This is a genomic window from Blastopirellula marina (genome assembly GCF_002967715.1).
Classification (GTDB): Bacteria; Planctomycetota; Planctomycetia; order Pirellulales; family Pirellulaceae; genus Bremerella; species Bremerella marina_B.
On record NZ_PUIA01000010.1, the window covers coordinates 17,374 to 41,456 of the forward strand.

Below are 24,083 nucleotides of genomic sequence, written 5' to 3' on the forward strand. Positions count from 1 at the left end.
ACGACTTCGAAGGACCCATTATTTCCTTTTCCACAGTAATCTTTCGCGAATGAGGAAATTCTGGAACAATCCGTAGAGAAGAAGCCACCCTTGTTTAGAAGCGGTCCATGCGTAGCTCGTTGTCCTTGAAATCCAGCCAAAACGTTGTCGTCCTGGGAGCCACCGGGAGTATCGGATGCAGCACGCTGGATGTCATTCGAGCCAGTAAGGGGGCATTCACACCCTTTGCTCTGACAGCACACGGGCGTCTGGAGGATCTACTCAAAGCAGCCATCGAGTACCAACCCAAGTACATCGTGGCCAGCGACGAAGCTGCGGCCCAGGAGTTCGATTGGTCGAAACTCCCCCAACAAACGACCCTACTGACCGGTACCGCAGGCCTGCAGGAAGTAGCCGCCCATCGCGATGCCGATATTATTGTTTCGGCCATCGTTGGTCGGGCAGGCCTTGAAGGAACTTTCGCGGCAATCGCAGCCGGCAAGCGAGTGGCACTCGCCAACAAAGAAACCCTGGTCGTCGCCGGCCACTTGGCAACTAAGTTAGCCGCAGAATCCGGTGCCGAGATCCTACCGGTCGATAGTGAACACAGTGCGATCTTCCAGGCCATGAAAGCCGGACGCGAGGTCGACGTTCGCAAGGTCATCCTGACAGCCTCCGGTGGACCTTTCCGTAAGTTCACCCGGCAGCAACTGACCGAAGTCACCGCTGATGAAGCGCTCGATCACCCAACCTGGAAAATGGGTCCAAAGATCACCGTCGACTCGGCAACGATGATGAACAAGGCTTTAGAGTTAATCGAAGCCAAATGGCTGTTCGACTTGGCGGTCGATCAGATCGACGTCGTGGTCCATCCCCAATCGATCGTGCATTCGATTGTAGAGTTCGTCGATGGCTCGATGGTTGCCCAAATGAGCCCTCCGGATATGCGAATGCCCATTCAACTGGCAATGACGTATCCCGAGCGCACCGAGTGTCCTGCCAGACAACTCGACCTGACGGCTGCGTTTTCGCTCGAATTCGAGCCCCCAGATTACGAGCGTTTCCCTGCCCTTAAACTGGGAAAAGAGGTCGCAGAGCGTGGGGGAACGTGCGGAGCTGTCCTGAACGCCGCGAATGAAGTGGCCGTTCAGCAGTTTTTAGAAGGTAAAATTCGTTTCGTAGACATTTACCGGGTATGTCGCCACCTGTTGGACGAACACCCGTTTGAATCAAACCCAGAATTAACCCGGCTGCTCGAGCTTGATGCTTGGGCCCGAGAGGAGTCTATCAAGTGGATCACTTGCTGTTTGCGGCAAGCGAAGGACCAAGCCTGCTCCAATACTTAGGCGGCATTTGGGCCTTCATGCAGGGCATCATCGGCTTGGGCATCGTTATTTTCGTGCACGAACTGGGGCACTTCCTGGTGGCCAAAGCTTGTGGCGTGCGCTGCGATAAGTTTTACGTTGGTTTCGACGTGCCGATTACCCTCGGCCCCTGGACAATCTCGGCCCTCTGGAAAAAGAAGTGGGGCGAGACCGAATACGGTATCGGTACGATCCCGCTGGGTGGCTACGTGAAGATGCTAGGGCAGGACGATAACCCCAACAACGCCGAAGACGAATCGGCCTCGACCATGATTGAAACGGTCGATGATCAAGGCAACAAGCAGGAAGTCGTGAACCCCCGTAGCTACACCGCCAAGAGCGTGCCGCAGCGAATGGCCATCATTTCCGCTGGCGTGGTTTTCAATCTGATTTTCGGTGTGATCTTCGCTGCAATCGCCTACACCATGGGCGTTCCTTACATTCCAGCTCAGGTCAGCTGGCTTCAGCCGGGCTCGCCGGCGTGGGAAGTCGGGCTCAACCCGGGCGATGAGATCGTCGGCCTGAACTCGGAAGGCAAGGTTCGTAAGGATCTGCGTTTCGACAAAGACATGACCCTGCGGATCATCATGAATGGCGACGACAAGGCGATGCCATTCGTGGTGAAGCGTGCCGATGGCCAGCAGGAAGTCATCGATATTGTTCCCAAGAACACCTACAAAGATGCCCAGCGTCCGACCATCGGTGTCGCTCCGATGTACACAACCAAGATGGTCGTCGCTCCCAAGCTCATGAACATGGTCTTTGGTAGCGATGTCGCCGACAAACTGAAGCCTGGCGATAATCTGACTGGCATCAACGGCCAGCCGATCGCCAACTTCCTCGACTACCAGAAGTACGTCGCCAATCACCCATACGACGCGCTCAAGCTTAAGCTCGAGCGAAAGATCGACAAGGAGAGCGACACGACCGAAGAAGTCGAAGTCGAAATCCCAACGGTGCCTTATCGCGAGACAGGTCTGATCATGGAGATCAGCCCAATCCTGGCGATCCGCTCTGGCTCACCCGCCGAAAAGGCCGGACTGAAGGTTGGTGACAAGCTCGTCTCGCTCAACGGCGAAGCTCTCGGCGATGGCTACACGCTGCCCAGCCGCGAAACGAAGTGGGCTGGTCAAACGATCGAAGTCGTGATCGAACGTGACGGCAAACAGGAAACCAAGTCGATCGAAACGGTTGTTCCGGAAGGGTTCTCTTCGGAATACATGCCAGGCTATGAAATCGGCCTGCAGACACTAGGACTGACCTTCGACCTGACGACGACCATCGCCGAGGTTCTGCCGGAAAGCTCGGCAGCCAAAGCTGGTCTTGCCGCTGGCGACGAGATCCTGATCGTCGGCTTCCAAGGCACTACCGATGCGGCCAAGGAAGTGAATGACGAGATGAAGATCGGTGCGAAGGACGTCAAAGTGAAGACGGACGAGATCGCCTGGCAGGCCGTTCAATGGACCCTGCAAGTCGCTCATCCCGACACCGAGATGGTGCTCACCGTGAAGAAGAAAGACTCCGGAACGCCGGAAAATGTCTCGGTTTCCAGCGCCCCGTCCAAGACCGACATGTTGCAGAGCCGTTATCTCCGCTTCGATGTGGAAGAGAAGATCCAGTACGCATCCGGCCTGGGCGATGCCCTGTACCTGGGTGTCCGCGAAGTGGGCGAAGGGATGAATCAGGTCATTGTCGTTCTGCGGAAGATCTTCTCGGGCGAGATGCAGATCAGCGGTCTGGGTGGCCCAGGCACGATCCTGTACGTGGCCACTGCGGAATCGTCGCGAGGCGTTTCCCGCTTGTTGATCTTCTTGACGCTCATCAGTGCCAACCTGGCAGTGGTGAACTTCTTACCTATTCCGGTTCTCGACGGCGGGCACATGATGTTCCTCCTGTACGAAGGGATCCGCGGCAAAGCGATGAACGAAAAGTGGATGATCCGCCTGACCTACCTGGGGCTGGCCATGGTGCTGACCCTGATGGTGACGGTCATCTTCCTCGACATCAATCGCTTCTTCCCTTGGGGTTAGTTCGCTGACGCCAGAACGTAAAACTGCTCCGCGTCCAAAGGTTGTTCTTTTGGACGCGGTCGGCACGGTCATCCGGCCGCTGCCATCGGTCGCCCATGCTTACCAGGCGGCAGGACAATTGCACGGGATTGATCTCGATCTACAGACCATTCGCCAGCGGTTTTATCAGGCCATCTCGAAATACAGCGTTCACGCTTTTCAAACGAGTCACGGTTCTGACGATCCGCTACGAACGAGCGAGTCATCGGAAATTGCCCGGTGGCAGGCAATCGTTAACTTCGTTCTTTCGCCGACTACTGACCAGCAGAACGATCTCTTTAAGCATCTGTGGAAACACTTCGGCCAGGCGGAGCACTGGTGCCTGTTCGAAGACGTCTCCCCTGCCCTGTCTCGGCTGGCCGACGCCGGCATTCCACTGGGGCTAGCATCGAACTTCGATCAGCGGCTCCGACCGATTGCCGAGCAGCACCTGGCAGACTTCGATCTGACACTCTTCATCTCTTCGGAAATCGGCTGGGTAAAACCAGCTTCGCAGTTCTACGAGCACGTTACGCGTGAACTCGACTGCCAGCCCAATGAGATTTTGCTGATTGGTGACGACTGGGAAAATGACGTGCAAGCACCGCAAATTTTCGGCTGGCAGGCCCTCTATTTAACCCGTTCCAGCAAACCTGGTGATGGTGATATCCCCAATAGCTATCCAAGCTTAGATGCTGCCGTCGACGCGGTGCTCGCGCGATAGCAGCCCTCAAGTCCGGGCGATAATTGATGTTGGTTCGTTGGGGTGAAACCAGCTACATTAGGGCGATCTATATTGACCCGACCCGCACTGGAAAGGATTCCTTCATGGGCACCACGCTGGCACAACTGGCCGAACTTGTTGATGGCAAAGTCTTTGGCGATCCCAATCGTGTCATCACCGGGGCCAACATCATCCGCGACGCGGTTGCCGGCGAAATTACGCTGATGGATAAGCCCGACCAGGTTGCCATGCTCATGGAAGACTGCCAGGCATCCGCCGTGTTGGTTCGTCAACAATCCGACAAACTGAACATCGATTGCATCGTTGTCGCGAACGTCCACGAGGCATTCGGCAAAACGATTCGCTTCTTTCAGCCCTGGGAACAACAAGCCGACGTTGGTATCCACCGCTCGGCCGTCGTATCTCTGGCTGCGGTCGTCGATCCCACTGCAACCATCGGCGCTGGTGCCGTAATTAGCGACGGCGTCACGATCGGCAAGAACAGCATTATTCACAGCGGCGTTACCATTCAGGCCGGCTGCCGCATCGGCGACAACGTCATCATTTTCCCAGGCGTGGTCCTGTACGATCGAACCGAAATTGGCGATCGCTGTATCGTGCATGCCAACGCCGTGCTGGGCGCTTACGGCTTCGGTTACGACTCCTCAAGCGGCAAACACATCCTCTCGGCTCAGCTAGGCAACGTCGTCCTGGAATCGGACGTCGAAATCGGTGCCGGCACCACGATCGACCGCGGCACCTACGGAGCCACGCTGATTGGCGAAGGCACGAAGATCGACAACAGCGTTCAAATCGGACACAACTGTCGCATCGGCAAACATAACCTACTCTGCTCGCAAGTCGGCATCGCTGGCAGTTCGAGCACCGGTGATTACGTAGTCATGGCCGGTCAAGTCGGCGTTCGCGATCATGTCCACATCGGTACCGGCGCAATGGTAGGGGCCAAAGCTGGTGTTAGCACGGATATTCCCGCAGGACAGCAAAGCTTGGGCGTGCCTGCCGGTCCGGCCAAGGTGGTCTTAGGCGAACACATGGCGATCAAAAAGTTGCCGGAGATGCGAAAGACCATCAAGCAGTTGGCCAAACGAATCGAACAACTGGAAAAGGAAGCCGAAGTGATCGTCGAACCGGTCATTCGGAAAGCCTCGTAAGAATCGCCTCATGGACAGTTCGCAATTACCTCCGGTTGGACTTTTGGCCGGATGGGGAAACCTGCCGATCGTCGTGGCCGAAGCAATTCAGCGCAGTGGCCGACGTGTGGTATGCGCCGCCGTCAAAGACCATGCTGACCCTGTCTTGGAAGAACTTTGCGACGCGACCGTCTGGGTTGGGCTTGGCCAGCTTGGCAAAGTGAAACGTCACTTTCAGAAGCACCACGCGACCGAAGTGACCATGGCAGGAAAAATCCATAAGGTGCGGATCTTCGATCGTGGATTCCTGTGGAACCACTTCCCCGACTGGTTCTGCTTTCGGACATTTGCTCCGCATCTGTGGGGCACGAAAGATCGCAAGGACGATACGCTCCTACTGGCCATCGTTGATGCGTTCGCCGCCAGCGGAATTACCTTCTACCCTGCTACCGACTATGCACCGGAGTTGCTCGTGAATTTTGGCGTCATTGCAGGTCCCCAGCCCAGTGCAAAGCTACTGCGGGACATTCAGTTCGGTTGGGAAATGGCCAAGGAGCTTGGGCGTCTGGATGTTGGCCAGAGCGTTGCCGTCAAGAACCAGGCCGTGCTGGCGTTGGAAGCCATTGAAGGGACCGACGCGTGCATTCAGCGAGCCGGTACCCTGTGCAAAGCTGGCGGGTTCACGGTCGTGAAAGTGGCCAAACCACAGCAAGACATGCGATTTGATGTCCCCACGATTGGTGTAGGCACGTTGCAGACCATGGTCGATGCCGGGGCAAGCACACTGGTACTCGAAGCAGAAAAAACAATTCTCCTCGACGAGCCAGCCGTGTTAGAATTTGCAAAGACCCATCGTTTGTCGATTCTTGCCGTGAGCGAGGATCGCCTCGCCGAATTTGCTCCCTCTTCGGAAGCGGCCTAGCAATGTTGCCTGGCCGCCCCAACCAGGATCCTATGCTTCGTACTGCTATTCTCGCCGTTGCTTTTCTGTGCTTTGCCACCCAGTTCGCTGCCGCTCAGCAGGACGTTACGTCGGTGGATGGCCGCCCTATTTATCAAGGGCGTGAGATTGCTCAGACCATGCATTACAACGGTGCCCCCTGGTTGATTCGCGAAAGCCGTCAGCGGGAAGAAGACTGCCAGAAGATGCTCGAGAACCTGGGCGTGAAGCCAGGGATGACCATCTGCGACATGGGCTGCGGCAATGGCTTCTACAGCCTCAAGCTGGCCGAGATGGTGGGCAAAGAAGGTAAGATTCTGGCCGTCGATATTCAACCGGAAATGCTACGTCTGCTGAAAGCCCGGGCGGAAGAAGAGGGGATCGAGAACATCGATTTGATTCTCGGTGACATCGACAACCCGAAACTGCCAGAGGGCAAAGTCGATATGATCCTCTGCGTCGACGTCTATCACGAGTTCTCGCACCCGGTCGAAATGCTGACCGGAATGCGTCAATCCCTGAAACCAGACGGCAAGGTGGCACTACTCGAGTTTCGTATGGAAGACCCGAACGTCCCCATCAAGCTGCTTCACAAGATGAGTAAGAAACAGGCAATCCTTGAATACGAAGCCAACGGTTTTCAGTTGGCCAGCGAATTCGACGGGCTGCCGTGGCAGCACATGATGTTCTTTGAAAAGGCGAAACAAACGCCGGAAGAGTAACCAGCAACGACAAGCCTGATCCGACGCTGCTGGCTTAGCTTCTGTTTCATTTCCCGGCGTGCTGAAGTTGATCACGCAGACGCCGAGCTTCGGCCAGGTGTTGCTCGGCCATCTTCTTCTCTTGCAGACTCAGCTGCATAAGCTTCGGCTGATCCGAGATCTTGATCGCTCCGAGCTCGGCAAACATCCAGGCATGGGCACGGATTGTCTGGTCGAGATAGGCCGTGTCGAAATCGGTACCTTCCAACGCATCCAGCCGCTCGACCACCGACTTGATGTGGTCTTTTACGGCCGCCAGTTGATACTGAACGACATCGACGTCTTTTTCGACTTCGCTATTCTCTTTGCTGGACAGTTTCTGGGGTGGGGCATCGGCTTTCGGCTCCACCGGTTTGGGGCGGCCTTCCAAAACCCACTTGTTATCACGAATGCTCTCGGCATCGGCGCGTTCCTGTTGGGTTCCCGGTTCCCCGCGAGGATAGCGAATATCGGTTTCGATCGACTCGATCGATTCCAGATGGTCGGCATCGATCAGTGGTTCGAGCGCCTTTTCTAGTTTTTCATGCTTGGCGACAAGTTCCTGGGCGAATGACTTCACGGCCTTCGACTGGGCTTTCTTCTCCGCCATCTCTCCTAGAACGATCGCTTCTTTGTTCATCAAAAGCAATTTAATCGCGATATGCGAACCCAATGCATCGACATCCGCGGCTGCTTGCTTTTCGGGAGCCGCCGGTGATTGAGCGAAAGTGGGGGCCGCAAATAGGGCTCCCAATAGAATCACGCAACCAGTAAGTTTCACGCAGGTCGACATGGGTAAAACTCCGTTCGAGAAAAAGTTAGTCACCCCAAGCCCCACTTGCCAGCACTTAGAATGTTGGCAATCCGTCGAGCTGGTTGCCGTTGGGTAAATCCACGCGGATCTGAACCTGGCCATCTTGAGTCTCTGCCCAAATCGTACCCTGCAACTGTTCGACGAGAAGTCGAATAATCTCGATTCCCGTGCAAACCGTGTCATCTGCGGTCAGGGCCGCTCGGGACGAAAGCTGAGCCTGAAGCTCTTCGATGCTCTTCGTTTTCGGCACGAATTTGAGCAGAATCTGTCCTTGTTCGATCTCGGAGTAAACTGCGAACGTCGCCTCAGGCGTACCGTCTTCGATAAGGAAGTCGAACAGGCCTCGACAAATAGACTGAACTGCCTCTCGGTCAGACTTGAACGTAGTCGTGGTCTGATCGGAGACTTCAATTTCCAAATCAGCCGTCCGATTCTTCATCTCGTGAAGAACTTCTGCGAGCACCTCGCTCAAACGAACAGGCTCGGCGTGCCACGAGGTCGAGGCCAGTCGCGAATAGGCCGTCAGTCCGTCCATCAAGTGATCAAGCTGATCCAGGAACGGAGCCTTGGCTTCCAAGTCGGTAGCGCCATCGAGACAAGCTTGCCGAATGGCCGATGTGGTCTGACGACATTTCGTTGCAGCCACTTGAATCACCCGCTGCAGCGTCTGACGGTGCCGCATCGACTGCCGATCGGATTGCACGTGTCGCATGGCATTAGTCAAACTGCGGCACAGTGTCGCACGTGTCAAATCGTCTTTGATCAGGTAATCCTGACAGCCTTGCTTAATGGCATCGATGGCGAGCTGCTCGTGCCCCATGGCGGTCATCATCACCACCGGTAGTTCACGTGCAATTGCATCGGGCAGCACCTGAAAGCCAGTCCCGTCAGGCAGGCGATAATCGAGCAGTACGCACTGAAAACGCTCGGTGCTCAGCAAGCTTCGGCCCGACTCAATGCTGGAAGCCTCGTCGATCTGGTAGTCGCTACCCAGCAGACGCTTGATAAGCATCCGAAACACCGAATCGTCTTCGATGAGCAAAATCTTGGGCGTTTCTACGGCAACGTTCATCAACGATAACTTCTAAGCACAAATCGGAAATTCATTGATCTCGGCATAAGTACCGAGCAATTGAATCAGGTTTCTAAACTCGACGCCTGCGTTCGATTTGGTAATGTAACCGGCCACACAATGCGAATACGCAGTTAATTTATCCTTTGGGTCGTTCGATGTTGTCAATACAAAAACGACACTCTTACGCAGCTCTTCGTCTGCCCGAATCGCCGCAAGGAATTCCGGACCATTCATCTGCGGCAGCTTTAAGTCAAGCAGCACGACATACGGCACATTCTGAAAGTCGCCATCTTTCTTACGCAGCATTGCTAGTGCCTGAATACCGTTGGTCGCTCGATATAAAGGACATGCCACCCCGGCCTTGGCGAAACCGCGCTTCACCGCTTCGGCATCAATGTCGTCGTCCTCTACCAGTAATACTCGGAGATTAGGGGATATCATTCTTGATCTCCTAGCGGAGTATTCTTCGGCCACGTGAATGAAAAAGTCGATCCCTGGCCAGGTTGCGACTCAAGCGAGATAGTTCCACCGATCGTCTCGACCGTCTTTTGGACGAGCGATAACCCCATGCCACTTCCTTCGACATCATCGCGGGGACGGAGCGTCTCAAACATTTTAAATATACGTTCATGAAACTCGGGAGAGATGCCCGGTCCGTCATCCTCAACCGAAAAGCGGATGTAATCTCCTGCATCCTCACACGAAACCTTTATTATGCCATCGTCACGGTCGTGGTGCTTAATTGCGTTCTGAATCAAATTGCTTAGGGTCAAGTCGAGCGGTGCCCGCAAAGTTCGCAGGACCGGCATTCCAGGTTTAACCTGAACCTGCATTTTCTCGGGACGGGGCAACGTATCAATAATCGCATCAAGTAACTTTGCTACATCCACTTCGCCAATCGATTGTTCTACCCTTCCCACCCGAGAATACTGCAACAGGTCATCCAGTAGCCGCTCCATACGTTGAATACGCTGATGCATCAGATCGACATGGCGAACCGACTCGTCCGACAACGTTTCGGCATTGTCGTCACGGATCCAGTTGGCCAGGTTTTTTACGGCCTGCAGTGGTGAACGCAAGTCGTGCGAAGCGACGTATGCGAATTCGTCGAGTTCTTCATTCGATTTCTCCAACTGACGGGTGTACTCAGCCAGCGATCGCTCCGATCGTTTGCGTTCCGATATGTCGACAATCGAGGCCAGCACGAATTGCTCATTTCCAATTTGAATGGGATTCAGCCCGATCTCGACCGGCAATTCATTTCCATCTTTTCTCGTGGCATACAAATCACGTCCCTCCCCCATCATTCGCATGCGAGGAGCTTTAAAGAACGATTCACGTAACGCTTGGTGGCGGTCTCGAATGGCCTTCGGAATGAGCATCTCGACCGACTTCCCGATCATTTCGTCTTCCGAGTAACCAAACATCTGCGTCACACGATGATTGACCATTTTCAGGGTTCCCAGAGGGTCTACCATGATGATTCCATTGGGCACCCCGAAAAAGATCGTCCGAAACAGGGCTTCCGCCCGTCGACGTTCGGCAATCTCTGCTTCCAACTGGGCATTCATTTTTTCCAGATTGGGCAGGTCGAGAACTCGGGGAATCAGGGGAAACAACGCCACAACCGTTCCCCACGAAACAATCGCCGTAACGGCTTTGATGAGCCCTGAAAAGCGATAGACCGGTTCCCAAAAGATAATCGCCTCGACCAGGTGACCCACACCGCAAGAGACAATGAACAAGGCAAACAATGCAATAACGGTTGGGAAGGGGAGGTCACGTCGTCGAAACAGAAAGTACGCCAGAACGACCGGAATGGTCAAATACGCGCCAAATATGGCGACATCGGAAACGATGTGCAGCCAGCCAACCCCAGGCTCTTCGTGCCATACCGAACCGCAATACCAACGCGCAGGAAATCCATCGGTTTCAAAGAGATGGAGAAAAAACAATCCAATGCTGCTCAGAACACTTCCAATAAGCTGCAACACGCTGAGATAACCTCCGTCAACAGAGGCAATTCCCAATGGACCCCCAGGCCTCGCATTCCAGTTGAACTGCGCGGCTGCCCACGGTTGACCTGCCCCCTAATGGTCAAACTATCATTGAATTGATTGTTGAGACACATGTTGCGCAATTTTGCTTTCGTCGGCAATGTCGTCTATGCTGTCGGAAGTAAAAAGCCAGTTATCCCCCAGACTTTCCAACGGAACGTCCGACAATCGGAAAGACCTATGATATCTCGTATTATTCCCCTGTTTTGTGCTGTTTTTTTGCCGCTTACCGCTATTCAAGCCGGCGAGTACAACCCCATTCTCTCGATCGGAGACGTCGTCCAGCCATGGGAGAACTTACCGGCAACTAACGGGGAACCGCACAGTTGGAAGGACCTAAAAGTCAAGAAAGTGGTCGTTGTGGCTTTTACCTGCAACACATGTCCCTACGCAGTTGACTACCAGGATCGCATCAAAACTCTATCCAAGAAGTGGCAGAACGACGACCGGGTGGCCCTGATTGCTGTGAACTCGAACCTAATCGACGAAGACTCCCTGGAAGCGATGAAAGAACGAGCCAAGACCGAGAAGTTCACCTTCCCGTATCTCAAGGACGAAAAGCAGGAACTGGGCAAGGCCTGGGGAGCTACCCGCACGCCTGAGTTCTTTGTGATCGACAGCGACCGAAAAGTTGTTTACATGGGTGCCATGGATGACAACCCCAACGCCGCCGAGGCCACCGTCAATTATGTCGACAAGGCCGTCGAAGCGACTCTGGCCGGCAAGCAGCCGGACGTTCAAGAGACCGTCGCGATCGGTTGCAACATTCGTTACAAGCGATCACGACGTTAAGCGGTGACCGTTAGTCGACAGCCACAAACTGAAACAGCTTGATCCGATTACCATCCGGGTCGGTCGTCGACCACTGCAGGAAACCTTCGTCACTCGTCTCGATCGGTTCTGGCGGTTCCATCAAAAAGGGCTCGATACGCTCGCGGGCAGCCACGATGTCCTCGACCTCCAGCGCCAGGCTGATCGCCGAATGATCGCGCGGCTCGTCTTCCTGAAGTTCTAAAACCGATAGCCGCCAGCCTCGTCCGGCCAACAGGGCATACCCTTCTTCTTCACTACGGACGGCAGACTTCATATTCAATGCCGACGTATACCACAAGATCATCGGCTGCCACTGCGCTGTCCGTATCTCAACCGCGAATAGTTCCATCGAAGGTTCCGTCAAAAGGCAACCGAATACAGGCCCTGTACCTCGCGTCTAAATTACCATCGGCATGACGACTCGTCACGGTCACATGCCCCGAGATCGCTCAAACCTCTGCTCGAAGGCCACGTTTCCATCGACATCGCATAGCTGGAACGTGATTTCTGAGGAAGCCGGTTTTGAATCGACCATCACGTTTAGGAAACCACCTTGCACTTTGTGGAAGCGATGGATCTTCGGGTTTCGCCCCGGCGTTCCCCCTGCATGCGAATTACTGGCCGCGCCGACGCTGAATTCTTTCACCCCGGTTTCCGGATCGACCGAGTGGTACTGCCAGTGACGATCGCCGCAGATGACGAAGAAGTTATCCGGCACGTTCTGCTGCAGCCACTTGCGGATCTCATTCCCTTCGTGGGTGAAACCTTCGTTGGCGTGGTTATCGTTCTTTCCTTTGCGGTCTGGACCCACGATCGGCGTGGGCGAGATCAATACCTTCCAGGTCGCGTCGCTCTCTTTCACCGTTCGCTTGAACCAGGCCTTCTGTTCGGCTCCCCAGATCGTTTTGTCTGGGCCGTCAGGCTTCTTATTTGGCGAGCGGAAATCACGGCCGTCGGTCAGCCAGATTTGCAGGTCCTTCCCCCAGCGAAACGTGCGATACGAATCACTTCCCAGAGGTGCCTGTTGGCGGAAGATCTCTTGCCCCTGCTCGAAGGTCAACTCACCGTACTTCTGCCCCGGCCACGAATCGTTATCGAGCGTGTCGTGGTCGTCTTTCAGCCAGTAGGTCGAAGTGTGACTCAGTGTATCGACCAGTCGCGGCAGACTGAACATCCGTTGCCAATGCAAACGCGCCAGATCAGGTGTCATCGCGCTGGGGGCGTCGTTGTCGTAGTAGATCAAATCGCCAGTTAGCGAAATAAAGTCGGGATCCTTCGCCGTCATCGCAGGATAGATTGGGTGCCCGTCAGGATGATCGCGATCGGGATACCCCTGGCAGGTCATCACGCAGAAGCGAACCGGCTTGGCTTCGTCTGGCTTGGGTGCCGTGCGGAACGTACCGACAAAGGGCTCATGCAGTTCCCCATCCACCGAAGTTTCGCATACGACGGTGTATTGAGTGGCTGGTTTCAAATCCTTCAAGGGAAACTGATGAATGAAGTCGGATTCTTCATCTACATTGATCCATTCTGTTTGAAACGAGATGTCATCAATTCCATAGCGCAACCGAATCTTACCCGGCTGCCCGGGACAAGCTCCTTCGATTTGCTCGACCGGGGTCTTTAACGCTTCTTCCGACTTACCTCGCTTCTTGAAAACTATCCCATCATTGTTTCGCTCGGTGTTCTTGGTCAGTCGCGTCCACACAATCGCAGTCGTTGGCGTCACTTCCCCGATGCGAAGTCCTGTTGCCTGATAAACAGGATGTCGAAGAACTTCCGTGTCGTTGGCTTGGGCCGACGTCGCAATAGCAGCCGTTGCGATGGTGGACTTAATAAACAGACGGCGATCGATGGGCGGGAATTTGGGCATGGGGGATTTCCGGAGGCACTTAAGAGAAGAAGTCAATACTTTGCGCTGGGAATCTCGGCAAAACGGGCAATCTAGCAGTGGGCGGTCTTTCCATGTCGCAAAGCAGGTCAGACATTCTTTAGAATAGAGGCAGGCCAGCCAGACCGCAAATTTCAGCGACGAAATTCTCAGGTGGCTGACACCCTCATGCACCATGCAGGAACATGTGCCATGGAAGCAGAAGCAGCTACGCTATGGAGTAAGATCGAAGCGTTCTCGTTCGACGAGCCAGGGGCGACACTCACGTTCGCTGCTCGACTGGCCCGCGAGAACGGCTGGCGACTCGGTTTCGCCCAACGGGTGATCGACGAGTACCGACGCTTTCTCTTCCTCTCGATGGTCGCTGGCCACGCGGTATCTCCATCGGAAGCGGTCGACCAGGCCTGGCACTTGCACCTGACCTATACCAAGTCTTACTGGGAACAGATGTGCGGCGAGGTCTTGCCTCGCCCCTTGCATCATTGCCCTACGTCAGGTCGCCGGGAAGAATCCGAGAAGTTCGACGACTGGTATTCCAAGACCCTGGCCAGCTACCAGCACTATTTCAGTGAGGCACCTCCCACGGACATCTGGCCTTCCGTCGGCGAGCAAATGGAGTCGGTCGTCGACAGCCGCTGGGTCGATCGTAGTCGATACTTCATCATCCCTCGCAATCCGCTGAAGTGGCTTGCCCTGATTCTGTTCGTGCTCCTTCCCATGCTGAGCTTGGGTGGCTGCCAGGCCGAACCCGTGGCCGTCGTTTCTCCTTTAGACTTTGATGGTCCAACGTTCCTCAAGTTCTACGCAATCGCGGGGGGGATCTTCCTGCTGATCGCGCTGGGCATCCGCTTCTTGATTCCCATTCCCGATCCGCCGATTCCCGCAAAAGTGGACGAACCAACCCTGGCCGCTTACCTGGCTCAAGGACCTAAAGGGCTGGTGATCGCCACCATTGCCAAGCTGATTCAAGATGGCAGTATTCAGTTGGTTGAAGGAAGCTTCTCAGGGGGCCGGGTCGAAAAACACCTGACGGCGATCAGTCCGCTGCCACCCGAAGCAACGCCCCTGGAACGCCACGTATATCACGAAGTACAAGACAGCTACAACGAAAACATCCAAACAGTAATCGCCAACTCGTTACCGATCGCAAAAGAAGCCGGAGCCAAGCTCACCGAAATGGGGCTCTTCGAGCCCAACCCTTACGAGCCAATCGCGCGGCGATGGGTTCCTACGCTCATTATGCTGGGTGTCTTTTGTTTTGGACTCGCCAAGATCGCTATTGGCATCTCGCGCGAAAAGCCCGTCTTCTTCCTGGTGCTGATGATCATCCCGGCGTTGTTGGCTGCCATTTGGTTTGCCGTTCGTCGCGGGCGGACCGCTCGGGGAAATGCCATCCTTGCGGATTGGCAGCACGAAAATGCCCATCTCAACCCATCAACCCCTGGCAGCAGCATTAACACGGCAGACGAATACTTTCTTGCTGCCGGGCTGTTCGGTATTACCGCGTTCTCGTCCGGCCATCTTTATCCACTATCCGAAGAATTCCGCTCGGCTCAAAGTTCGAGTTGGGGCGGATTTGGTGGTGGCTGTGGAGGCGATTCCGGCTGCGGCGGCGGAGGAGGTTGTGGAGGCGGCTGCGGAGGGGGTGGATGCGGAGGATGCGGAAGTTGATAAGGGGCCTGTAACTGAAAGGAGACGGCCATGATGCAAACGGAAATCACTTACATCTGCAATGCTTGCGGCGAGGACATCGTCATCCCGCTCGATCCATCCCAGGGAAGCGAACAGCAGTTCGTCGAAGACTGCCCCGTGTGTTGTCGACCGCACGTGATCCATATCCAGATCGACCCCAACGGGGACGCAACAGCCTGGGCTGAGCCGGAGCAGGACTACGACTAGCTGAGAGCAAGACGTTACACGTCCATCTCGACTTGCTGCGGCTTCCAGATATCGAACAGCACGCTCAGCAGCACCGGCACGAGGAACATGGTGAACACGGTCGATACGACCAGCCCTCCCACCACGACCGCCCCGAGGCCGCGATAAAGTTCGCTACCAGAGCCTGGCATCAGCACCAGTGGCAACATACCGCCCACCGACGTCAGCGTGCTCATCAGAATCGGTCGCACGCGGCTTTCCACGCTCTTGGCGATCGCTTCGCGCGGCGACAGATCGCTCACGTCGTCCCCTTCTTCGCTTCTGCCTTGCAGGAAGTTGATCGTTTGATAGACGATCAAGATCGCATTGTTCACCACCACGCCAGCCAGGATCACAAAGCCCAGGATCGTAAGGACGTCCATGTTCTGGATCGGCATATAGCGATCGGCCACGCTCCACTGATGCACCAGGGCCAGTCCGGCGAAACCACCCAGCAACGCCAACGGAACGCTCACCATGATCACCAGTGGGTAGCTCCAACTCTGGAACAGCACCACCATCAGCAGGTACACAATCACCAAGGCCAGAAAGAGGGAACTGAACAGCGTACCGACAACCGTTCCGTCTCCCATGAGTGCCTGACGAATCTGCGCGAGTTGACCCGCCGAGCCTGCCATCTGCATTTCGACATCCGGCGAGATCGCCCCAGCCTCGCGTAGTTCCACAACGGCCAGTTCGACCTGGTTGATCGCCTCTTGCAGTGGCAATCCTTGCGGAGGCGTGAACTGCAGCGTCACGGCTCGTCGCCGGTCGACGTGCTTGATTTGATCGGCGGCTTCCACACGCTCAGGCGTGGCCAGACTCTCGATATCAACCACCGAACCACTCGGCGTGGCAATGGGTGAATTGAACATCGCATTGGTCGGGTCGCTTTCCAGGGCCTCGATGTTGACGATCTTCAGATCCTTCAGTTCGCCACCGACATCAAAAGACCGCGGCAGCAAAATCCCATCCCCATTTGCCGCCACGGCCAGACCAATATCGCGTCGTGTCATATTCACATCTTGCAGGCGTTCATCATTCGGGGTGATTCGAATTTCTGGCGTCGGTAGCGAGAAGTTCACCGGTTCCGGCGTGACACTATACGGACCATACTTCTCCATCAGCGTGCCTAGCAGTGCCCCTGCCGCATTGCTAACGCGATCGAGGTCATCCCCTACCAGGTCGATCTTGATGGCCGAACCCGTCGTGCCACCGGTGCGGAACAACGGCATTTGAAACGCGAAGTTGATCACACCTGGTGCCTGATCGCCACCCGCAGCCGCTGTGAACAGAGGCAATGCGTCGACCACCTTTTCTTTATCCTTCGAGATAGCGACTTGAAACACGCGGCCATCCCAGGCCACCAGAAAGTAGTGATCCAGGGGAGGAGGCATCACCGTCATATCGGTGCCCATCATCGGCACGGGCTCGCGCAGGTCTTCACCGTTCCACTCGTGACCGCGAATCACGGCCTCGGCACCGAACTTATCGCCGGCGGCTTCCCAGGCTGGTTTGATTTTCGATTCCATGCGAGCACCAATCTCGGAAAGCTGCTCGACGTTATATCCAGGCGGAGGAAGCAACATCCCAAGAACAATGTTTCGATTGCCGGTCGGCAGATAGTCGAGCGGCGGGATCAAAAGCCAAATGCCCACGATCGTCGCGATACCAAACCCACCGATCACCAGCAGGCGAGTCGTCCAACTGCCAATCAAAGCGTAAACCGTGTTGCCCACCATCGCCGGAACATCGGTCAGCGCGACAAGGAACCGCCAGACGCGGGCCCCGAAGCTTTTCGGCTTGGCGTTGGGGTTTTTCATCTCCGCCGATTCATGGGCATGCTGCTGAATCGTCTTCGCCTTAAGCCACTGCCCCGCAGCGGATGGAATCACGGTGGTCGAGACGATAAAGCTCACTCCCACCGCAGCCATAATCGCCAAAGCGATGTCGCGAAAGAGTTGTCCCGCTTGTTCTTCAATCAACAGAATCGGAAAGAACACCACCAGCGTTGTCAGGGTCGAAGCGAGCACCGCCCCGGAAACTTCCTGCGTGCCATCGACCGCTGCCTTGGTAGCCGACTTGCCCATTTCGATGTGGCGGAAGATGTTCTCGATCACCACGATCGCATTATCGACCACCATCCCCACGGCGAACGCCATCCCGGCTAGCGAGATGATATTCATCGAACGCCCCAGCGCCACCATCACCACCACGGCCACCACGGTTGAAATCGGAATGGCGATCGCAATGATCCCAATCGTCCGTAATGACCTTAGAAACAGCAGCAGCGTTAAAACGGCCAGCAAGCTACCCATCAAGATATTACTTTCGACCAGGGCAATCGCATCGACGACGTAAGTGGTGGCGTCGTACGTTTGCACCAACTCGAAGGTACCGTTCACGCCCAGTCGCTTGGCCTCTTGCTGGAGCACACCCCCAGGCTGATTCAACTCATCGAGTTCCTGCTTGATGCCATCCATCGTCTCTAGCAGGTTCCCGCCACTTTCCAGCATGAAGCTGAAGAACGGCATCGTCTGGCCGCGGGCCCGCACCCATTCGGTCATTTCTTTATGGGCCACTTCAACCGTTGCTACGTCACGCAAATAGATCGGACCGGTCTGCTCGCGGCGAATCACGAGGCTTTCAACCCACTGGGCATCGCGGAAGCGTCCTACGCTTCGCACGCGAATGTCGCTTTTCCCTTCCGGCAGCTTGCCCCCAGAGAAGTTGCCGTTGTTGTACTGCAGTGCGTTGACCAGTTCCTGGTAGGTGATCCCACGCTGAGCTAGCGCCACCGGATCGACACGAATCTGCACTTCCTTCTCGCGGGCACCGCGAATACCCACCTGCGACACGCCAGGGATTCGCTCGAACCGCGGACGCAGACGGCGTTCCATGAAGTCGTACAGCGTTGTTGCGTCGAAGTTCGGGTCGGTCGAGGCCAGTCCGATCCAGGCAATGTAGTCGACCGACTCCGGGTCGAAGTCTTCGACCTGCGGTTGATCCACCTCGGCAGGATAGCCTGAGACTTCCGATAGCTTCTGATCGACCTCGGCCATCGCTTCGTCGATATTCGTGCCGGTCATGAACTCCAGACGGATTTGCCCCGAGCCCGGCTGGCTGATACTGGTCATCGAGACGAGACCGGAAAGGTCGCCGAGTCGTTGTTCCTGCTCTTCGATCACGTCCGACTCGATTTCCTGAGCCGAAGCGTTCTCCCAGTAGGTCATCACAGAAACGACAACCGACTCTACTTCGGGAGTCATGCGGATCGGCATGCGAGTGAACGCGAGCACGCCTGCCATGATGCTGAGGATCACCCCCACTGCGACCGTAATGGGCTGTCTGACCGCGAGTTGGATGAAGTTCATAGGATTGTCCTAAAGGTATTCTCGTAACAGCACCAAGGCACACGCGCGGGATTAGCGAGGCTGGGTCGTCAGATTCACGGCCGTCGTCGAATTCACGGCAGGCTCCTCAGACACCGCGATCGGCGTACCAGGAAAGAGCCGCTCGTTTCCTTCGATCACCACCAGGTCTCCGGCGGCAAGTTGCTGGGACTCAACAACCGCCAGGCTGCCGGTTTCAAACTTCACGGTTACCGATGTGCGAACCGCCGTTGTCTGTCCCTCAGCAGTGACTGCTTTAAAGACATACGCCATCCCGGTCGAGCGAATGATCGCATCCTTAGGCACCGTCAGCGAAGGCTCGGCCGGACCGGTCGGCAGCCAGGCTTCGACCGACATTCCCGGGGCGAGAATCGCATCCTGGGCATCGAGCGTTAGCACATACTGAAAGGTCCGCGTTCGCGGATGGACTTCGTGCACGCGTTTAGCCGATGCCGAAACGAACTTGCGATCGGTACCCACAATATGCACGGCAACCTTCTGGGCATACTGCGAGACGGTCGCGGCATAGCGTTCAGGAATCTCCAACCAGGCTTCGACCTGCCCGGTCGAGACCAGCGTGACAAACGGTTCGCCTGCTTTGATCCATTCGCCTGGTTCGGTGTGACGCATGATTACCTGACCGTCGTACGGTGCGCGAACTTCGGTGTCATCGAGCCGCACTTGAATCAGATCCAATTGGCGTCGTATCTCGTCCAATCGGCGGCGGTCGGTATCGAGCTTGGCCTGAGCGATTGTCAGTTCCGTTTCGCTGCGTTCGTGCTGCTGTTTCGAGATTGCGTTGTTACGAATCAACGAGGCCGAGCGTTCCATGTCGAGATTGGCCTGACGGAGTTCTGCCTCACGCTGAACGATCAACGCTTCGGCAGTTCCCAGGGCCGCTTCGAGTTCCCCCTTCTGAGCTTCCAGGCGACGCGAATCGATGCGTGCGATCACGTCATCCTTCTTGACCGTCGCTCCTTCGCGAACCGTGACTTCCAGCACGCGGCCATCTTCCAAGGCTGCCACGGCCCCACGTGCAACCGCTTTCAAACTACCGGTAAAGCGATGATGCGGCTCGACGGTCTGCATCGTCACAGGCACCGCGCGAACGGCTGCCGGCGGCATCTGAGCCAACGCAGGAGAAACCCCCATCGCCAACATGGCGAGCGTCATCAGGATGATACGCATACCCTTCTCCATCTCCACTGCTGTCAAAATAGTAGACCGGTCGTCTATGTGTGATGCCTGGCGAACGTGTCGCGTTTCAGTTCGGGCGCTTCAGTAATACTTGGAAGACAAAATGCAGGAACTGGTTCACCGGACGGATGTGATTATCTACCTGTACGCGAATCATCGCCCCCTCGAAAGAGTAGACAATAAACTCGGCCAATGCTCCTGGGTCGTGAGCCGGATCGATCTCTCCGGCCTCTTGGGCTTCGCGAAGGCAGTCGGTCATGATGACCCGCCACTGGTCCCACCCCTGACGCACCGCAAGTCGCAAAGGTTCGCTCAAAGAAGACAATTCTAAAGCTAGCTTACAAATCAAGCATTCCTGCCGCAATTCTCGGGAATTAATATCATCGCGTGCCCAAATGAAGTATTGCTCCAACCTACTGAGGGGGCTCAACTTCGGATCGGTTAAAGCTTGACGAAGTTTCTCGGTGTTCTCGTTGACCGAGGCCTCGATGACTGCCACTCCCAATTCTTCTTTCGATTTGAAGAAGTGGTAGAACGAGCCTTTGGGTACCCCGGCGTCAGTCAGAATCTCGTTCAACCCGACTCCGTTATAACTCTTGGCAATCATCGCCTTGCGGCCTGCCTCGATGATTTCGCTTTTTGTTTCGTTGCCCACAACCAATTACCTGTCGTCCATTTCGGGGGTGCCCTGCTAATATTAGACCAGTCGTCTAGTAGCGTCAAGCAAAGATTATCGCCCCTACCATTCAAGAGGATCCCCATCGATCAAACCGCGGTATCGACACATGTACCCTTCAGGGCTAGATTGAAGCGAAACCTTACTTCGCAATAGAAACTCACCTGCGATTGCTTCTGCTGATGGAAGAAACCGACCTAGTTGAACGAATGTTGCGGGCCATTCGTCGGGTCATTCTGAAGACTTCCCAGTACTCTCGATCGTTGGCCCGGAACTCGGGCCTGACCCTTCCTCAGCTGCTTTGCCTGCGAGCCATTCGTGACCTGTCCCAGGAAAAGGATGAAGTGACCGCGGCCCAGGTTTCTAGTCGCGTCGGTCTCGCCGCTGCGACGGTATCCCGCATCCTGGAACGCATGGAGCGAGGACAACTCATCGAGCGTGTTCGCAACAGCCCAGACCGCCGCCGAGTACTGATTCATCTGACTGAAACCGGCAAGCAAAAGCTGGATGGCATTCCGACACCCTTGCAAGAGCAGTTCGTCAATCGGCTGATGTCGCTACAGGAAGAAGAAGTACGAGGCCTGGTCACCTCGCTGGAGCAAGTGGTCGAACTGATGGAAGCCGCCGACCTGGATGCCGAACCGGTGATCTCCGCGGAATTTGAACCCCGCGAAGATCGTCCTCGGCTGACTTAATTCAACTAATCGTTCGCGACTGGGTAGACCCCATCTTTGTTGTGGACTTCGGTGCCAGTCACGGCCGGATTGAAGACACACACCACGCGGGTATCCTCGTGAGCGATCAGCACGTGCTTGTCGTGCTTGTCCAACGCGTAGACGGTGCCTGGTTTGATTTCGTACTTCTCGCCGCTCGGATCGAGTTCGACGGTCACATGCCCTTCAATGCAGTAAACGGCTTCCAGGTGGTTCTGGTAGTGAATCGGGGTGGTGGTCCCTGCTTTCAAGATCGTGTCATGCAGCGAAAAGCCCATGTTATCGCCAGCGAGCAGCAATCGGCGGCTAACCCAGTTGCCACCATCGACGTCGCGATCGGTCCCTTTGATCTCTTCCAGGCTACGTACAATCATCTGTTTCTCCTGTGTTTATGTGGGGTTGAATGTTGGTTGGTCTCGTCCATGGGCACCCCAGGCCGTAGAGTGCCTGGGAAATTCCTAGTAGCATGATCCTCTCGGCCGCCCAAAAAGAACAGGGGGCACTCTACGCTGGCAGAGGCCCCCGGCTATTGTCTTCCGGTGTACCACCCATTTAAGGAGGAACCACCGAGGAATCGATGGTGCGGCGTCGGTTACGATTTGGCCGAAACGACGGCCTTGGTCGAGACTTCCGACTTCAGATTCTCGTGGATCGCTTCGGTGATGATCCGCAGGCCTTCTTTCAGCGCGTCGAACTCAATCGTCAGGGGCGGAAGGACCTTCAGCACTTCGTCGTTGGGGCCTGCCGTTTCCACGATTAATCCGCGGTTGAACGCCGATTTCGAGATCTTGCCGGCCAGGCTGCGATCGGGAAATTCGATCCCTTGAATCATACCGCGGCCACGGACGCTGCCATCGTAGCGGTCGGCCATCTCCAGGAACGCATCTTTGATGATGCGGGCCTTGTCGTGCACTTCCTTCGACAACCGATCGTCTCGCCAGTAGGTTTCAATGGCCGTTGCCGCTGTGACGAAGGCCGGGTTATGGCCGCGGAACGTACCATTATGCTCGCCTGGTTTGAAGGCATCGAACTCAGGCTTCATCAGCGCCACCGACAACGGCAGACCGTAACCCGAGAACGACTTCGACAAGCAGATAATATCGGGCTCGATGTCGGCGAATTCAAAGCTGAAGAACGGGCCCGTACGACCGCAGCCGACCTGAATATCGTCCAAGATCAATAGGGCACCGGAAGCCTTGGCCAGTTCGGCAATCCGTCGTAGCCATTCCTTGGAAGCGACGTTGACGCCCCCTTCGGCCTGAACCGTTTCCAGAATGAACGCCGCCGGCTTGTCGATCCCGCTGGAATTGTCTTCCAGGTAATTCTCAATCATCGCGATCGTATCGGTTTCGGCGTCGAAGTAATCGCAGAACGGCATGTGGGTCGTATCGTGCAGCGAGACACCGGCACCGGCGCGTTTACCGCTGTTGCCCGTGATCGCCAGCGCACCAAGCGTCATGCCGTGAAAACCGTTGGTGAACGAGATAACGTTGCGTCGTCCGGTCACCTTTCGCGCCAGTTTCAAGGCGCTTTCCACGGCGTTGGTCCCCGTGGGGCCAGGGAACATCACCTTGTATTCCATCCCACGCGGGGCGAACAGAACGTCCTGCATCGATTGCAACAGGCGTTTCTTGGCAACCGTCGTCATATCTAGCGCGTGCGTAATGCCATCGCCTGAGATGTATTCGATCAGCGCGTTCTTCAATGTTTCGTTGTTATGGCCGTAGTTCAACGAGCCCGCTCCGGCGAAGAAGTCGATGTACGCCTTGCCGCGTTCATCAATGATCAAGTGATCTTTCGCCGTCTTGAACGTCACGGGGAACGAGCGGCAGTAACTACGGACGTTTGATTCCATTCGGTCGATAATATTCATGATCTCTTTCGGTTGGGGCCAATGGGGCCGACCCGACAAAGTTCTTCCGGGTCATGGGCAAAGGTTCCGAAGTGCTCGGCAAGGAAATACGGCGTAAACGCGATTTCCGTATGCATAGAACGTGCCAGGGCATCAAAGAGTCGGCGAGATGGCTGGTTGTCAGGCGTAATCGTCGCCTCGACCCACTCGAGCTTCTCACCAGGAAATTGAGCAATCAGTGCTTCTAGCATTCGCTTGGCTAAACCCTGGCGTCTCGCTTCCGGTGCGACTACCACCTGCCATACAAATAAGGAAGTCGGCCGCGTCGGTGGGGTGTAACCGGTCACAAAGCCAACTATCGATCCATCGACTTCCGCCACGATACACGTGTCGGCGAAATCCTGGCACAACAGCAGATAGAGATAACACGAGTTGTCATCGATCTCTTCGCTGCCTGCCACCAATCTACGAAGCTGCGCGCCATCTTCGACGCGGGGTTTCCGGATGTTCATCCGGCCTGATCACCTCCTCTTAAATCCTCTCACTCGCGTCCCTGAAATCAACACAACCTCAGGGATTACCCGGCCTCTCGGATTCGCGAAAATTACTGCAGCAATGGTTGCTGCTGCAACTAATTAGCTTTAGAATTTAGCACATCACGCCTTGAAGTTCAACGTGCAAACCATTGTTTTCACGGACAACCTACGCAAGACGCAACCTACTTACTTATCAATAGTTAC

Annotated in this window: 22 protein-coding genes; 10 read left to right on the forward strand and 12 right to left on the reverse strand. The window is 55.6% G+C overall.

The window, feature by feature from the left end; translation table 11 throughout:
- Nucleotides 1-107: 107 nt before the first annotated feature.
- The 6 genes from dxr to C5Y96_RS01050 all read left to right on the forward strand — a co-directional run bounded on the left by dxr (nt 108) and on the right by C5Y96_RS01050 (nt 6,928).
- Nucleotides 108-1,325: a 1-deoxy-D-xylulose-5-phosphate reductoisomerase gene (gene dxr / locus C5Y96_RS01025; RefSeq protein ID WP_105349692.1), complete on the forward strand. Its 1,218-nt coding sequence runs from the start codon at nt 108-110 to the stop codon at nt 1,323-1,325.
- A complete protein-coding gene (locus C5Y96_RS01030; RefSeq protein WP_105349693.1) occupies nt 1,271-3,373 on the forward strand; it encodes a site-2 protease family protein in 2,103 nt (700 codons plus the stop codon). The genes dxr and C5Y96_RS01030 overlap by 55 nt, the downstream gene beginning before the upstream one ends.
- A gap of 49 nt (nt 3,374-3,422) precedes the next feature.
- On the forward strand, nt 3,423-4,115 hold the full coding sequence (locus tag C5Y96_RS01035; protein ID WP_158261027.1) for an HAD-IA family hydrolase: 693 nt from the start codon (nt 3,423-3,425) through the stop codon (nt 4,113-4,115).
- A 104-nt stretch (nt 4,116-4,219) separates the two neighbouring features.
- The gene (gene lpxD, locus C5Y96_RS01040; protein ID WP_105349695.1) at nt 4,220-5,287 is read left to right on the forward strand and encodes a UDP-3-O-(3-hydroxymyristoyl)glucosamine N-acyltransferase; all 1,068 of its coding nucleotides are present in this window, start codon (nt 4,220-4,222) and stop codon (nt 5,285-5,287) included.
- 10 nt (nt 5,288-5,297) lie between these two features.
- Nucleotides 5,298-6,188: an LpxI family protein gene (locus C5Y96_RS01045; protein ID WP_105349696.1), complete on the forward strand. Its 891-nt coding sequence runs from the start codon at nt 5,298-5,300 to the stop codon at nt 6,186-6,188.
- Between the two features lie 32 nt (nt 6,189-6,220).
- Complete coding sequence (locus tag C5Y96_RS01050; protein WP_158261028.1) at nt 6,221-6,928, forward strand: class I SAM-dependent methyltransferase; 708 nt, start codon at nt 6,221-6,223, stop codon at nt 6,926-6,928.
- Nucleotides 6,929-6,974: 46 nt separating this feature from the next.
- Here the strand turns inward: C5Y96_RS01050 and C5Y96_RS01055 are convergent, their stop codons facing one another.
- From C5Y96_RS01055 to C5Y96_RS01070, 4 genes are read right to left on the reverse strand one after another with little or no spacing between them, the layout of a single operon-like run.
- Nucleotides 6,975-7,739, reverse strand: a complete 765-nt coding sequence (locus tag C5Y96_RS01055) for a DUF4142 domain-containing protein (RefSeq protein WP_158261029.1) — start codon at nt 7,737-7,739, stop codon at nt 6,975-6,977.
- A gap of 55 nt (nt 7,740-7,794) precedes the next feature.
- Nucleotides 7,795-8,832 (reverse strand): response regulator, encoded by a 1,038-nt coding sequence (locus tag C5Y96_RS01060; RefSeq protein WP_105349699.1) that lies wholly within the window; start codon nt 8,830-8,832, stop codon nt 7,795-7,797.
- Nucleotides 8,833-8,844: 12 nt separating this feature from the next.
- Nucleotides 8,845-9,276 carry a response regulator gene (locus tag C5Y96_RS01065; RefSeq protein WP_105349700.1) on the reverse strand — a complete coding sequence of 144 codons (432 nt, stop codon included), beginning with the start codon at nt 9,274-9,276 and terminating at the stop codon, nt 8,845-8,847.
- Nucleotides 9,273-10,829 (reverse strand): sensor histidine kinase, encoded by a 1,557-nt coding sequence (locus C5Y96_RS01070; RefSeq protein ID WP_105349701.1) that lies wholly within the window; start codon nt 10,827-10,829, stop codon nt 9,273-9,275. The genes C5Y96_RS01065 and C5Y96_RS01070 overlap by 4 nt, the downstream gene beginning before the upstream one ends.
- 243 nt (nt 10,830-11,072) lie before the next feature.
- Here C5Y96_RS01070 and C5Y96_RS01075 point away from each other — a divergent pair, with 243 nt between their 5' ends.
- Nucleotides 11,073-11,684: a thioredoxin family protein gene (locus C5Y96_RS01075; RefSeq protein ID WP_105349702.1), complete on the forward strand. Its 612-nt coding sequence runs from the start codon at nt 11,073-11,075 to the stop codon at nt 11,682-11,684.
- A 10-nt stretch (nt 11,685-11,694) separates the two neighbouring features.
- Here C5Y96_RS01075 and C5Y96_RS01080 read toward each other — a convergent pair whose 3' ends face one another.
- Both C5Y96_RS01080 and C5Y96_RS01085 read right to left on the reverse strand, forming a co-directional pair.
- The gene (locus C5Y96_RS01080; protein WP_105349703.1) at nt 11,695-12,054 is read right to left on the reverse strand and encodes a VOC family protein; all 360 of its coding nucleotides are present in this window, start codon (nt 12,052-12,054) and stop codon (nt 11,695-11,697) included.
- Between the two features lie 81 nt (nt 12,055-12,135).
- On the reverse strand, nt 12,136-13,578 hold the full coding sequence (locus C5Y96_RS01085; RefSeq protein ID WP_105349704.1) for an alkaline phosphatase D family protein: 1,443 nt from the start codon (nt 13,576-13,578) through the stop codon (nt 12,136-12,138).
- Between the two features lie 210 nt (nt 13,579-13,788).
- Here C5Y96_RS01085 and C5Y96_RS01090 point away from each other — a divergent pair, with 210 nt between their 5' ends.
- A complete protein-coding gene (locus C5Y96_RS01090; protein WP_158261030.1) occupies nt 13,789-15,267 on the forward strand; it encodes a TIGR04222 domain-containing membrane protein in 1,479 nt (492 codons plus the stop codon).
- Nucleotides 15,268-15,297: 30 nt separating this feature from the next.
- Nucleotides 15,298-15,495 (forward strand): CPXCG motif-containing cysteine-rich protein, encoded by a 198-nt coding sequence (locus C5Y96_RS01095; RefSeq protein ID WP_233198697.1) that lies wholly within the window; start codon nt 15,298-15,300, stop codon nt 15,493-15,495.
- Nucleotides 15,496-15,509: 14 nt separating this feature from the next.
- Here C5Y96_RS01095 and C5Y96_RS01100 read toward each other — a convergent pair whose 3' ends face one another.
- The 3 genes from C5Y96_RS01100 to C5Y96_RS01110 all read right to left on the reverse strand — a co-directional run bounded on the left by C5Y96_RS01100 (nt 15,510) and on the right by C5Y96_RS01110 (nt 20,757).
- Nucleotides 15,510-18,887, reverse strand: coding sequence for an efflux RND transporter permease subunit (locus C5Y96_RS01100; protein WP_105349706.1), 3,378 nt, complete (start codon nt 18,885-18,887; stop codon nt 15,510-15,512).
- Nucleotides 18,888-18,938: 51 nt separating this feature from the next.
- Nucleotides 18,939-20,093, reverse strand: coding sequence for an efflux RND transporter periplasmic adaptor subunit (locus C5Y96_RS01105; protein ID WP_158261031.1), 1,155 nt, complete (start codon nt 20,091-20,093; stop codon nt 18,939-18,941).
- 76 nt (nt 20,094-20,169) lie between these two features.
- Nucleotides 20,170-20,757: a TetR/AcrR family transcriptional regulator gene (locus C5Y96_RS01110; RefSeq protein ID WP_105349708.1), complete on the reverse strand. Its 588-nt coding sequence runs from the start codon at nt 20,755-20,757 to the stop codon at nt 20,170-20,172.
- A 203-nt stretch (nt 20,758-20,960) separates the two neighbouring features.
- Here C5Y96_RS01110 and C5Y96_RS01115 point away from each other — a divergent pair, with 203 nt between their 5' ends.
- Nucleotides 20,961-21,473, forward strand: coding sequence for a MarR family winged helix-turn-helix transcriptional regulator (locus C5Y96_RS01115; protein ID WP_146115469.1), 513 nt, complete (start codon nt 20,961-20,963; stop codon nt 21,471-21,473).
- Between the two features lie 5 nt (nt 21,474-21,478).
- Here the strand turns inward: C5Y96_RS01115 and C5Y96_RS01120 are convergent, their stop codons facing one another.
- The 3 genes from C5Y96_RS01120 to ectA form a co-directional block, all read right to left on the reverse strand.
- Nucleotides 21,479-21,865 (reverse strand): ectoine synthase, encoded by a 387-nt coding sequence (locus C5Y96_RS01120; protein ID WP_105349710.1) that lies wholly within the window; start codon nt 21,863-21,865, stop codon nt 21,479-21,481.
- Between the two features lie 218 nt (nt 21,866-22,083).
- Nucleotides 22,084-23,364, reverse strand: a complete 1,281-nt coding sequence (gene ectB / locus C5Y96_RS01125; RefSeq protein ID WP_105349711.1) for a diaminobutyrate--2-oxoglutarate transaminase — start codon at nt 23,362-23,364, stop codon at nt 22,084-22,086.
- Nucleotides 23,361-23,855, reverse strand: coding sequence for a diaminobutyrate acetyltransferase (gene ectA, locus C5Y96_RS01130; protein ID WP_105349712.1), 495 nt, complete (start codon nt 23,853-23,855; stop codon nt 23,361-23,363). The genes ectB and ectA overlap by 4 nt, the downstream gene beginning before the upstream one ends.
- Nucleotides 23,856-24,083: the final 228 nt, after the last annotated feature.